The following is an 11,743-nucleotide window of genomic DNA, read 5'->3' as shown; positions in this document are numbered from 1 at the left end:
CGGCCACCGTCTCTAGCCGATGCACTCGAAGCGCTGCCGCACGACGCCGTCAACCTCCAGTGTGCCGGTGAACATCTCGTAAGGCCTCACCCACCAGCCGCTGTCGTTGTACAGCGGCCGGTAGAACACCACGACCTCCAGCGTCTCGCTATGGCGAGCCACATGAAGCACTTCGTATTCGCCGCCCTTGTAGTGACGGTAGCGGCCGGGGGCCAGGTGGGGCAGCGGGGGCAGGTCTGAGCTCATGCCCCCGATTTCACCTCAGTGGTCGACGTACCGACGTTCTTGCGGGCCGAGCGCCGGGCCGCTCCCTAGCCGGCCCGCTCTGGCGATGTGCTTGCGGCTCAATGCCGCAAGCATCGCCGTCCCCTCGGGGGACCGGCTGGGCACGCCCGCGTGCAGCGGGGCGAGACTGGACGAGGGGTTCACCGGAATGCGGGGTCGCTTTCCGCGCCGCGGCGCGGCTGCCAGCCCAGGCCGTAATACTCGCCGCGGTCACGCGCCCAGGGGTCGAAGGCGTTGGTCACATGCGCCAGCTCGGGCGCCAATTCGGGCACGGTGCGCAGCAGCACGCGCTTGAAGGGAGAGACCTCGATGCGGTGGCCGTTGCTTTCCTTGGCCTCGAACTGCTTGCCCGTCGGGCCGTTGTTCATCAGCCATTCGATGCCCAGGTTGCCGTAGAACTCGGGGCGGAAACTGCTGGTGAAGAAGCGGTCGCTGAACAGGCGCCGCGACGCATTCAGGATGAAGACCTGGAACTGCGTCTCCGAGATCGCATAGCCATGCGGCCGCGTGAACTCCGAGAGCCAGCCCACCACCGTGTCCACGTCCTCGATGTTGTCCACCAGGCTGCCGTCGGGCTTGCCCAGGCAGTCGTTGATGGGGCTGCCGTCGAGGTTCCTCTGCGCGGCGGTGATGACCTTCTTCGCATCGCATTTGTGCTGGCCATAGATGCCGCGCAGGTCGTTGATGACCTTCTGCTGGCGAGCGCGTTCGGGTGAATCCGCCGGCAGGCGGGCGTCGATGAAGTCGTCGAAGCTGGTCAGCTGGCGCAGCCCGTACTGGCGGCGGAACTCGTTGAAGCGTGGCACACCGTGCTCGCGGTCGCGGATGATGTCCAGGGCCGCGACGTCGATCTTGCCGGTGCTGGACTGCAGCCGCGGTATGGCCAGGTTCTGCAGGAAGGCCGGCGTGTTGCCCAGCGTCAGCAGGCCCAGGCGCTGGCGGCCCATCGACAGCGCCCAGTCGGCCGCGCCTTCGTTGGCGAGCGCGCCGGTGGCCTTGCCGCGGAAGGTCTCGATGACGGGCACCTTGGCGGCGATGCGATTGGGGTCGCTGTCCCAGTGGCGCAGCTCGATGAGGTCCGGCACCAAAGCATGCAGGCGGTAGACGCTGACGAACTCCTCGGGGAAGTTGAAGGGCGAGCCGAAGTGGTTGACGCCGCCGTTCACGTGGTCGGGGTTGGCGAGGTTCCAGATGTCGTCCTTCTTGGCGTCATGGCGCGCAAAGAAGCTGTCGTCCTTGTAGACCCGCGCACCGAGGCCAAAGATGCCCGGCCCCGAGGCCAGGGCCGAGTACCACTGGCCGGCTTTCTTGGCGTCGGTGCTCTTGCCGTAGTTCTGCACGACGATGGCTTCCAGCGCGTTCTCGACGAACGGATGCCCTTCGAACAGGCCGCCCCAGTTGGCGTTCATGCCGAGGTACAGGGGCTCGTCGTAGAGCAGCTGCGTCGTCCACTCGATGGTGTGGATCTTGGCGATCTCGGCGGCGACGACGAGGCGCCCCACCTCGAACAGCACGTCGGGCGACACGTCGCGGTAGCGGATCACGGCTGTCGGGTTCGCCGGGTCGCGCAGGCCCGAGTCGGCATCCGGCGTGGCCGCGGCGCGGCGGCGGAACTCGGCGACGAAGGCGTTGTGCTCACGCGAGAACACCGTCTGATAGAAGCCGACGCCAATGCTCCAGTTGTCGGGGAAGGCTGCCGCGCCTTGGCCGGCCCATTGCGGCAGGATGGGGTCGTTCGCCGCGAAGACGGGCAACTGGCCCAGGGCCTCGCCCGCGCCGCCACGTGCGCCGGGCGGCATCAGCAGCTTGGCCGGGTCGGCCGGGTCGCGTTTCACGCGCTGGCGCGAGACGTTGTTGTAGCCATAGATCTGCGAGGCGTCCCACCAGGCCGTGTTGTTGTTGGCATGGGTGCGGAAGGCGCGTGCCAGCGGCTTGGTTCCGTCAGCCGCCGTGTAGCGCGGCGGCGCATTGCCGTCGGCGACAAAGGCGCGGTCGATGCGGTCATCGGGCCGGCAGCCCAGCTTGGCCGCATCGCCCGTGCAGCCCACCGGCATCCACTTGGGTTCGTTGCGGCCCTCCTCCATGTGGGAGAACCAGTCATGCGTCATGTACTGGATCCAGAACGCCGCCAGCACGTTGAAGAAAGGCGCCTTCTGGTAGTCGCAGTTGGCGTCCACCGGATTGCCGGGCAGGCCTTGCCCGTCGCGGCATTTGGCGGGGTCGCTCTGCGCGCGGGTGAAGAGCTTGCGGCTGATCAGCTGCGGGTCGGGCTGCAGCAACGCGATGCGGTCACCATGGCGGTTGCGCGCCAGGGCGTCGTCGCTGATGTCGGGGTAGGTCGCCTCGAACTGCACATTGCGCGCGAACAACGCGCCGGCCGAGCCCATCTTGGGATTGCGGATGTCGTTGCAGACGCCGCTGAGCTGGCGCCAGCGGATCAGATCACCCTGGCAGAGCTGCTGCCCGTCGCCGCCCACGGCCGCGTAGAACGGTGAATCGGCCGCCAGCCGCATCGAGGGCCAGGTCTTGACGGCCGCGCCCGCCACGCCTTCACGGCCCTGGGCGTAGTCGGCAAAGCTGCCGGAGTTGTCGAACAGGTTGAACTTGATCAGCTCCATGCGCTGGTACTCGAGGTCCAGCAGCGCACCGTCGACGCCCCGGCCGTTGGGCCCGAGATGACTCCCGACGCCACTCGTTCCCGGCAGCAGCGTGGCCTTGTCGCCGGTGGCCCAGTAGTTGGACCAGTCGACATAGGGCGTGTTGCGGAAGGCCGCGGCCTTGTCGCTGCCGCGGCAGCGCGCCACCTCTTCGCCGACCTTGCCATTGAAGCGCTCGCCGCGCTCGTCGGCCACCTTGCGAAAGCCCCCGGCCACCATGGCCGTGCAGTTCCTGGTGTCGTCCAGGCTGGCCTGGGGGGTGGTGCTGATGCAGCCGGCCAGCAGCATCGGCGTGAGCAGCAGCCAGGTGAGTGCATGCTTCATGAGCTTCTCCTCGTCTTGTTCTTCGCAGATCGCGCAACATAGCGAGGCTACGGCCATAGCGTCAATCCTTCGAAGGCCCCGAAAAATTCACCTTGAGGACAGCCACCCGTGCCTGCCCTTGCACGCGACTGGCAACAGGCCGCGGCAGCTGATGCCGCCAGGGCGCACACAATGCCGCGCAAATCGTCGAATCCGCGCGACCGAGCACGCGGCCAGCCCCTCATCTCTGATTGTTTGCGAGCGATATGAACCCGTCACGCCGTCAACTCCTGCAGTTCAGCGCCGCCACGGCCGGCCTGCTGGCCGCCGCCCAACCGGTGCGCGCCGCGGGCGGGCCATTGCTCGCGCCACGGCTGCGCCCGGGCGACACGATCGGCCTCGTCAGCCCCGCCAACGCCACCTTCGAGCGCGAGCCGCTGAAGATGGCCGTCGAGGTGCTGCAGGCCCTGGGCTTCAAGGTCAAGCCGGGCGAATTCGTCGCCGCACGCCGTGGGCCCTTCGCCGGCACCGACGCCCAGCGTGCCGCCGACATCAACGCCATGTTTGCCGACGATTCCGTGGCCGGCATCCTCGCCATGACCGGCGGCTCGGGCTGCAACCGCATCGTCGACAAGCTCGACTACGAGCTGATCCGTCGCAAGCCGAAATTCTTCGGCGGCTTCAGCGATCTGACCTGCCTGGTGAACGCCATCCACCGCCAGACCGGCCTCGTCGCCTTCCACAGCCCCGTGGCCGTGTCGGAATGGAACGACTACTCGGTGCAAAGCTTCAAGGCCATCGCGATAAATGCCGAGGCCGCCGTGCTGCGCAACCCTGTCGTCAAGCCGGTGGACGACCTGATCGCCCGCGAGGAGCGCATCACCACCGTGCGCCCCGGCAAGGCGCAAGGCCGGCTGGTGGGCGGCAATCTCACCGTGCTGGCGTCGATGGCCGGCTCGGCCTATTTCCCCGATTGCCGTGGCGCCCTGCTCTTTCTCGAGGACATCAACGAGTACATCTACCGCATCGACCGCTGCCTCTCGACGCTGCGCCTGGCCGGCGCGCTGTCGCAGCTGAGCGGCGTCGTGCTCGGCCGCTTCACCAAATGCGAGCCCGGCGAGGGCTACGGCAGCCTGACGCTGGACGAGGTGTTCGACGACTACTTCCTGCCGCTGAACGTGCCCGTCTACCGGGGTGCGGCCATCGGCCACATCAAGCGCAAGCTGACCGTGCCGGTCGGTGCGCCGGCCGAGATGGATGCCGACGCGGGAACGATCCGGCTGCTGAGCCCGGCCGTGGCCTAGGTTCCCCGGCGCCCCCCGAGACTGCCGCATGCGTGCCAGCGGACCGCGCCTGCTGCTCATCCTCACCGAATGGCCGCCCGCCATCGGCGGCATGCAGACGCACGCCAGGTATCTGGCGGCGCACTTCGCGCGCCACGCCGCCTGCGTGGAAGTGCTGACTTATCGCGTGACCGACCCGGCCATGGCCGAGGCCGCGCGCGCGTTCGATGCCGGCTGCTCCCATGCGGTGCATCGGGTCCTGTCGCGGCTGGGCTATTGGCACAACCAGGAGCTGCTGCTGGACCGCATCCGCGTGTTCCGGCCCGATGCGATCTATGCATCGACCGTGTTCTACGGCCTGCTGCGCTCGCGCGCCGGCGTTCCGGTCGTCTGTCGCTCGGTGGGCAACGACGTGCTGCGGCCCTGGCTGGGCTATCCCTACCCCTGGGGCAGCCGGGCCATCGGCTCGGCGGCCATGCAGCGTGCGCTGAGCTGGTGGCTGGAGCATGGCCAGCATCCCGACTGGGTCGACCGGCTGTTCCGTGACGGCCGCCACCGCGTGATGCGCCACGCCGCGGCGGCCCACAACGGCATCCTGGCCAACAGCGACTACACGGCGAACCTGCTGCGGGCGATTGGCGTGGCGGGCGAGCGGATCGAGGTCGTCTCGGGCGGGGTCGCCGCTGGCGAGTTCCGCCCGCCGCCCGGTGCGCGGTCTGCAGCGCGCGCGGAACTCGGCATGCCCGAGGCTGCGCAGGTGGTGCTGACGGTGTGCCGGCTCGTCGAAAAGAAGGGCGTTGAAGTCCTGCTCGATGCCTTGGCCAGGTTGCGCGGTGAATTCCCTGCCATCCGCCTGTTGGTCGTTGGCGACGGCCGCCGGCGCCGGGCCTACGAAGCCTGTTGCGCGCGCCTGGGGCTGGCTGACGTGGTGCGCTTCGAAGGCCGTGTGCCCCACGAGAAGATTGCCCGCTACTACTGGGCGAGCGACGTGTTTGCGTTGGCCAGCTACGAAAGCCACCACGCCGGCGCGCGTGACGTGGAGACCATGGGCCGCGTGCTGTGCGAGGCCAACGCCGCCGGCGTGCCCGTGGTGGCCACCGCCAGCGGCGGAACGCCGAGTGTGCTGCGTGACGCCGACAACGGCCTGCTCGTGGCGCCGGGCGACGCCCAGGCGCTGGCCGCGGCGATCAGGTCGCTGCTGCGCACACCGGCGCAGGCCAGCCGCCTGGCCGGCAACGGGCTGGCGCGTGCGCGGCTGGAATTCGATTGGTCGGCGGTGATGGCACGCAACGAGGCGGTCGTGGCTCGGTCGCTGGCGTCGCCACCGGCGCAGTGAACCAGCGGCGGTCGCAAGGCCGCGCCGTCAGCGCTGCGCCGTGACCCAGTTCACGAGCGCATCCAGCATGGTGTTGGAGGGCAAGATGCGCTGGCGCATCGAGCGCGACTACCAAGACCTCAAGCAGCAGCTGGGGCTGGGGCACTACAAAGGCAGAGGCTGGCGGGGCTTCCATCATCACGCCAGCCTGAGCATTACCGCTTACGGCTTCTTGATGACGCAACAGCTCCGGCATCCCGAAGGCGCCGGATCGACTGTCACGCACCCCAGCGCAGGTCATTGAACGTGAAAGCTTGTCTTGCAGAAAGAGGAAACGCACGTCGCCACCAGCGCAAGACCTTCCTCCCGCGGCCAGCCGTAGCCGTCGAGGATCGCGAAGACCAAGGACGCCTCCAGGTTCTCGTCATCATGAGAGCCTCGGCCCGCCCGCAGTGCCTCGCGCAGGCGCTGCAGGCGCGCGTTCAACAACGGCCGGTCGTCCACTGCGCCGATGCTGGCCAGCACCATCGCCGCCTGCGCCGTGTCGTGCGCGGAACCGTTCTCCAGAGTCCTGCGATAAAAGGCGCGCATCGCGTCAGCGGGTAAGTGGCTGGTGACCTTGGCGGTGTAGCTCATCACATCGCCCTCGTCTTGTTGCGCAGCGACCTCGAACTGCGCCGAATAGGTCTTGGGGTCCCAGCGCATCAGGTAGACAAGCGCGGCAGCTCTGGCATTGGGCAACCAGCGCCCCTGAAGCGAGGGCATCAGCCGGGCGACGTCCTGGATCAGATCCGGTGTGGCGAAACGCGCCACGAAAGCCAGGGTCACACCCAGCCCGATCTGACCGGAGGTTGTTGCCGCTGTCGGCGCCTCCTTCAGCAGCTTGCGGCGAAGACAATCGTCAACACCGGCCAGCGTCGCCACGGGCAAGTCCCGGACCTGCTCGAAATACATCGGATGATCGCCGCACGCGTGGCGGACGACATATGGCTGGGCCAGGTCGGGATATTGGTTCACGACCAGGCTCAGCGCGTTGGCGTCGTCCGGATGCGCGTCCAGGTAGTGCTGCAACGCGGCGACGATGGCGAGGCCGTCGAAGGCGCCGCGGAAGTCGCGCGCCAAGCCGACCAGTTGGTAGCTTTGCAACTTGTCGAGATGCGCGGCAATGAAATCCCGAGCGACGACAAAGTCGGTCACATCCATGGCCGCTGCGTCACCGCGGAAGGGTTCGAGAACCAGCCAACTGGCCTGCAGACGGGACTCCCCATCGCGCAGCGGCAGGGTCGCAGCGAGTCGATGCAGCGCCGCCGCGCGGATGCGCTTGCTGAGCGCGGCGTCTGCCGCCCAATCCGCCGGCCATGAAGCCTCGACGCTGCTCTTCAGGAGCACGAGGTCGTCGATCAGATCCGTGCGCGCCAGCGCCGGGTCCATGACAGCCTTCTCAAGCGCCTCGATGACTCGCTGACGGTCGCTGGCATGCCAAAGCCCCCGCAGGATGTCGATGCGGTACGGATGAGCGCCTTGCGGTTCGAGAACCAGATCGAGCTTGGCCTGCGTCGCGGCATCGGAAGACATTTGGGCCAGCGCTTGCACGGCCGCCGCCGCCTTGCGCCCTGACCGCGCACCGGTGATTTCTGCAGCCAGCATGCGGACGCGCGCCGCATCCTCATCGGGCGACGGCATCTCCACGGCAAACGTGACGTCGTTCGTGGTGAGTGTTTTGCGTCCCGCCCGCCGAGTAACGACGTGCACCGAATAACGCCCCGGGCGATCGAAGCGGTACCGCTGATCGAGAACCAGCGGTAGCGACAACTCCTGCCCCTCGGGCACAGCCTGCCGGTTGATCACGTCGTGCTGCTGCGGCATCCAGCGCTCGTGATCGATCGCGGCGGGAGGGCTGCCCTCAAGCGCCGTGATGACGACCTCGTCAGAGAGGTAGTCGCCCAGCGAATTGGTGACGATGCGCTCCGGCGCCTGCAGCGCGTGGAATCTCAGATCCAGCGCAATGGGCTCGCCGGCCTTGAACGCCGCCCGGCCACTCTTGACCGACAAACTGACCCTGACTGGCGCATCGGCCGCGTCGGCCTGCGCTGGCGCGGGCTGGATCGTCAGGCAGGCAATGAGGAGCGACAGGAGCGGCAGGCGCATGGAGATATCCCGGTTCAGGAATGGGATCGTAGGACCATCACGCAAAACCTGGACGTCGCTCCCGTTTCGATGGAATCCCGCCTCCGCGCGTTCGCCGCGAGCAGCTCAGGCGGCGGCACGAAGCGCCCGCGCCTGTGGCCATTGCGTCGCAAGCGTCTACGCATGGATTTCAACGCCCGATCGGCACGAAGACGGTCGCCGGTGAGCACTGCGGGATGACAACACAGGGTCGGCGTCGGGCTGGGCTCGCTTCACGACGCGCGAGCCCGGCGACGACTACTTCCTGCCTCTGAACATCCCCGTCTTCCGCGGCGCAGCCATCGGCCACATCAAGCGCAAGCTGACCGTGCCGGTGGGAGCGATGGCCCAGATGGATGCCGACGCCGTCACGCTGCGCCTGCTGGCGCCGGCCGTCGCCTGAGGGCCACGGCCGAAGCCGCCTCCCCGGCGGCGCCCTCAGTCCTTGCGCTGGCTTGCCCGATGAAGGCGCTGCCGTCACGGTGGGACGTCCCGACGCAACTGCGACGGACCGCCTGCCGCACGCCCAAGAGCCTCAACCCAAGCGCCGCCTGCGCGCCAGCAGACCCACCGCCCCAATCCCGGCGAGCAGCAACGCGTAGGTGCGCGGCTCGGGAACCGCGCTGATGGAAATATTGAGCACCGCATCGCGCACTGCAGTGCCATTGGCCACCAGGTGATAGGTGCCGGGACCGATGGCCCCGTCGAAGGTCGACACGGCGTATCCGGCCAGGACACCACCGAACGCATCGCTGATAACGAGGGTGTTGCTGGCATCGAAGATGTCGATGTTGACGCCGACGAGGCGCGGCCCCGGGCCGGCGGCAGTCGAGATCTCCCACACTGCACGCCCGGTCAAGCCGGTGATGCCCGCCCCTAGCGTGAACGTGACGCTCTGCGACAGCGCACCGGTTTCCTGCGTCACCACCGTGTCGACGATCAGCGTGTCGCCAGAGCCGAACGTTCCCTGGAGCGTCGCTGTGGCATTGAGCACGTTGAAGTCGACCTCCCGGGTCATCGCGTGCGCTTGCCCCACCATTGTCGCGAACCACGTCGCGGCCAATGCCAATGCCAATGCCGCCTGCCTGAACCCTGCAAATCTAGCCATCGCGATCTCCTGTTGCCTTGGCATGGCGCCCGATACCTAACCGGGTGCCGAGCAGAAAACATAGGTGACGCTGCGGCTTAAGCAACTTTCCAACTAGGGGTTCGGCAAGGCGATTGACACACACGATCCGGCGTGATGTCGACGGGTCGTGTTGCAGCGCGGTCAGTCGGCCAACAAACGCCGCCGCCTGACGCCGCTCGGGATCAAGCCTTCAGCGCTGCCCTGCCACCCACTCCACCAGCGCATCCAGCACCGGCCGCCCCTTGGCCGCAGCCTCGGGATGGTTGAGCAGCGCGACGAAGACCCAGGGCTTGCCCGACGCGTCTGGCACAAAGCCGGCCAGGCCGACGGCATCGCGCAGCGTGCCGGTCTTGAGGCGCGCTTGCCCAGCGGCGGGGCCGTCCTTCAGACGGCGTGACAGCGTGCCGTCGACACCGGCAATGGGCAGGGTGCCGAGCAGTTCTGGCGCCTGGGCGCCACGCTGCCCTGCGCGCAGCACGCCGGCCAGCAGGGCCGGGCTGACCCGCTCGCCGCGCGACAGGCCCGAGCCGTTGTCCAGCACCAGCGCTGCCGTGTCGACGCCATGGCCCGCAAGCCAGTCGCGCACGACGCGCTCAGACGCCGCCAGCGTCGGCTCGCCGGGTTGCGCCGCCTGGGCGCCGAGCTGCAGGTAGATGAGCCGCGTCAGCGCGTTGTCGCTGCGCTTCATGACCCCGCGCAGCACCTCGGCCAGCGGCCGGCCGCGGTGCGTGGCGAGCACGACGGCACCGGCCGGCGCGGCCGCCTCGGCGTCACCCGGCCCCATGCTGCCGCCCAGTTCGGCCCAGAGCTGGCGCACGGCCCGTGTGGCCAGCCACTGCCGGTCGACGATCTGCAGCGGGGCGCGCTGATGGCAGCCAGCCGGGAAGGCCCCTTGCAGCTTCAGCGCCCAGCCCTCGCTGGCGGGCTGGACAAGAGCGGGTTTCCAATCCTCGTCCCAGTCCTTGCACGGCCTTGCTGACAAGGTCATCGAGCTCGCATCCACGCTCAGCCCTGGCAGGGCCGGCAGGGCGCGCGCCGTAACGCCGGTGGCCGTGGCTTGCAGCTCGAAGTCGAGCAGGCTGCCGTTGAGATGCAAGGCGTCGGGGATGACGTTGTAGTCGAACTCGGGGGCATCGTCGAAGGGCGGCAGGCCGACATCGAAGCGGGTCGGTTTGAACAGTGTGCGGTCGATGACGAGGCCGCCGCGGATCTCGCGCACGCCGCTTTCGCGCAGCTGGCGCAGCAGCCACCACAACGCCGGCCAGTCAAGGTCGGGATCGGCGCCTCCTCGCAGGATCAACGGGCCGTCAATGGTCCCTCCGACAGGAACCGAACCTGCCAGCAGCTCGGTGCGGCCGCGGTGGTTGATGCCGAGCTTGTCCATGGCGACGGTCGCCGTCACCAGCTTCATCGTCGAGGCCGGCGCCATCGCCGCGTCGGCGCGTTGGCTCAAGGCCGGCCGAGAGCCGTCCAGCGGTTGCAGCACAAAGCCGAGGCTTTCCGCCGGCAGGCCGGCCTTGGCCAGCGCAGCCTGTACGGGGTCGGGCACCGAGGTCGTCGCGCAGCCGGCCAAGGCCAGCGCGGCAGCAAGTAGCCAGGCGCGCATCAGCACAGCCCCAGGGAATAAGCGACGAAGCGGGCCAGGGCCACATCCTCCAGGCCGATGCCCACGCTCTTGTAGACGACGATGTCCTGCGCCTCGCGCGGACGCGGGCTGACGATCAGTTCGCCCAGCTCAACGAGCCGCTCGGGCGCGATGACGCCCGGCACGGCCTGCACGATGTCGCCGGCTTCCAGCTCGGCGGCGGTGCGCCATTCAACGACGACCAGGGCCGCACGGGCCAGCAACGCATCGTCCAGCTCGCGCGCCGTCTTCGTGCTGGAACCAACCGCGGCAACGAAGGCACCGGGCTTGACGAGAGCGCCGCCGAACAAAGGCGTGGCCGAGCGCGTCGCCGTGACAACCACCTCGGCCTCGGCAGCCGCCGTGGCGGCGTCCACAACCTGGGCCGGGAAGCCGATCTGCGCCTCGATGTCGCTCGCGAAGGCCTCGCCGCCACTGCGCGCGCAGACGAGCACGCGCTCGAAGCGCCGCACCCGCGTCAGCGCCTCGACATGGGCTCGCGCCTGGATGCCGGCGCCAAAGACGGCCAACGTCCTGGCCTCTGGCAAAGCCAGCAGGTCGGCCGCCACGGCGCTGGCCGCGGCCGTGCGCAGCCGCGTGAACTCGTTGGCCTCCAGCGTCGCAATCGCCTCGCCGGTCTCGGCCGAGAATAGGCTGACGAGGAAGTGGTACTTGCCGTTGCGCGCCGAATAGACCTTGGTGCCGAGCACCGCCGGCAACTCACCGTCGGCGTCGAGGATGGCCCCCATCGCGCTGATCGCGAGCGCGGCGCTGCCCTGCGTGGCGGTGGCACGGTGGCGGGCCAGCACCTGCGCCTGGCCGCGGCCGTGCTGGGCAAAGGCGGCACGCAGGGCGGCCACGGCGCTGTCCGGGTCGAGTACGGCCGCGACATCGGCCTCAGTGATCAATCGCATGAAGAAAACCTCCGCCGGCACTGTATGAGGGCCGCCGCGCACCGTGCGCGTGCTTTCACATCAGCAC

Annotated in this window: 9 protein-coding genes and 1 pseudogene; 4 read left to right on the top strand and 6 right to left on the bottom strand. The window is 68.5% G+C overall.

Annotated features, from left to right (window positions below; all coding sequences use genetic code 11):
• Nucleotides 1-12 precede the first annotated feature (12 nt).
• On the bottom strand, nt 13-246 hold the full coding sequence (locus AC1DW0_RS08305) for a DUF1653 domain-containing protein (RefSeq protein ID WP_457351020.1): 234 nt from the start codon (nt 244-246) through the stop codon (nt 13-15).
• A 179-nt stretch (nt 247-425) separates the two neighbouring features.
• A complete protein-coding gene (locus AC1DW0_RS08300) occupies nt 426-3,266 on the bottom strand; it encodes a peroxidase family protein (protein ID WP_477945367.1) in 2,841 nt (946 codons plus the stop codon).
• Between the two features lie 245 nt (nt 3,267-3,511).
• Here AC1DW0_RS08300 and AC1DW0_RS08295 point away from each other — a divergent pair, with 245 nt between their 5' ends.
• The 3 genes and pseudogenes from AC1DW0_RS08295 to AC1DW0_RS08285 all read left to right on the top strand — a co-directional run.
• Entirely contained in the window at nt 3,512-4,549 is a 1,038-nt protein-coding gene (locus AC1DW0_RS08295; protein WP_477945366.1) for a S66 peptidase family protein, read from the top strand.
• Nucleotides 4,550-4,577: 28 nt separating this feature from the next.
• Nucleotides 4,578-5,864 (top strand): glycosyltransferase family 4 protein, encoded by a 1,287-nt coding sequence (locus AC1DW0_RS08290; RefSeq protein WP_477945365.1) that lies wholly within the window; start codon nt 4,578-4,580, stop codon nt 5,862-5,864.
• A 79-nt stretch (nt 5,865-5,943) separates the two neighbouring features.
• Nucleotides 5,944-6,102, top strand: a pseudogene (locus AC1DW0_RS08285) (transposase); the annotation flags it as partial.
• A gap of 38 nt (nt 6,103-6,140) precedes the next feature.
• Here AC1DW0_RS08285 and AC1DW0_RS08280 read toward each other — a convergent pair.
• The gene (locus tag AC1DW0_RS08280) at nt 6,141-7,991 is read right to left on the bottom strand and encodes a hypothetical protein (protein ID WP_477945364.1); all 1,851 of its coding nucleotides are present in this window, start codon (nt 7,989-7,991) and stop codon (nt 6,141-6,143) included.
• 208 nt (nt 7,992-8,199) lie between these two features.
• Between AC1DW0_RS08280 and AC1DW0_RS08275 the strand changes: the two genes are divergently transcribed.
• Nucleotides 8,200-8,412: a hypothetical protein gene (locus tag AC1DW0_RS08275; RefSeq protein ID WP_162247734.1), complete on the top strand. Its 213-nt coding sequence runs from the start codon at nt 8,200-8,202 to the stop codon at nt 8,410-8,412.
• A gap of 132 nt (nt 8,413-8,544) precedes the next feature.
• On the opposite strand, the gene AC1DW0_RS08270 is transcribed toward AC1DW0_RS08275, so the two are convergent.
• The 3 genes from AC1DW0_RS08270 to AC1DW0_RS08260 all read right to left on the bottom strand — a co-directional run bounded on the left by AC1DW0_RS08270 (nt 8,545) and on the right by AC1DW0_RS08260 (nt 11,676).
• Nucleotides 8,545-9,117, bottom strand: a complete 573-nt coding sequence (locus AC1DW0_RS08270; protein WP_457447743.1) for an FxDxF family PEP-CTERM protein — start codon at nt 9,115-9,117, stop codon at nt 8,545-8,547.
• Nucleotides 9,118-9,328: 211 nt separating this feature from the next.
• A complete protein-coding gene (gene dacB / locus AC1DW0_RS08265; RefSeq protein WP_477945363.1) occupies nt 9,329-10,744 on the bottom strand; it encodes a D-alanyl-D-alanine carboxypeptidase/D-alanyl-D-alanine endopeptidase in 1,416 nt (471 codons plus the stop codon).
• Nucleotides 10,744-11,676 (bottom strand): ornithine cyclodeaminase family protein, encoded by a 933-nt coding sequence (locus AC1DW0_RS08260; RefSeq protein WP_457447739.1) that lies wholly within the window; start codon nt 11,674-11,676, stop codon nt 10,744-10,746. The genes dacB and AC1DW0_RS08260 overlap by 1 nt, the downstream gene beginning before the upstream one ends.
• Nucleotides 11,677-11,743 lie beyond the last annotated feature (67 nt).

It is taken from the genome of Roseateles sp. P4_D2 (genome assembly GCF_056401875.1).
The sequence above is the reverse complement of the archived record's forward strand: the minus strand, read 5'-3'. Positions and strand labels throughout refer to the sequence as shown.

Bases quoted from the DNA above. Each gene is read 5' to 3' on its own strand.
- AC1DW0_RS08300 (WP_477945367.1), bottom strand. From the start codon at position 3,266: ATGAAGCATGCACTCACCTGGCTGCTGCTCACGCCGATGCTGCTGGCC.
- AC1DW0_RS08280 (WP_477945364.1), bottom strand. From the start codon at position 7,991: ATGCGCCTGCCGCTCCTGTCGCTCCTCATTGCCTGCCTGACGATCCAG.
- dacB (WP_477945363.1), bottom strand. From the start codon at position 10,744: ATGCGCGCCTGGCTACTTGCTGCCGCGCTGGCCTTGGCCGGCTGCGCG.
- AC1DW0_RS08295 (WP_477945366.1), top strand. From the start codon at position 3,512: ATGAACCCGTCACGCCGTCAACTCCTGCAGTTCAGCGCCGCCACGGCC.
- AC1DW0_RS08305 (WP_457351020.1), bottom strand. From the start codon at position 246: ATGAGCTCAGACCTGCCCCCGCTGCCCCACCTGGCCCCCGGCCGCTAC.
- AC1DW0_RS08260 (WP_457447739.1), bottom strand. From the start codon at position 11,676: ATGCGATTGATCACTGAGGCCGATGTCGCGGCCGTACTCGACCCGGAC.
- AC1DW0_RS08290 (WP_477945365.1), top strand. From the start codon at position 4,578: ATGCGTGCCAGCGGACCGCGCCTGCTGCTCATCCTCACCGAATGGCCG.
- AC1DW0_RS08270 (WP_457447743.1), bottom strand. From the start codon at position 9,117: ATGGCTAGATTTGCAGGGTTCAGGCAGGCGGCATTGGCATTGGCATTG.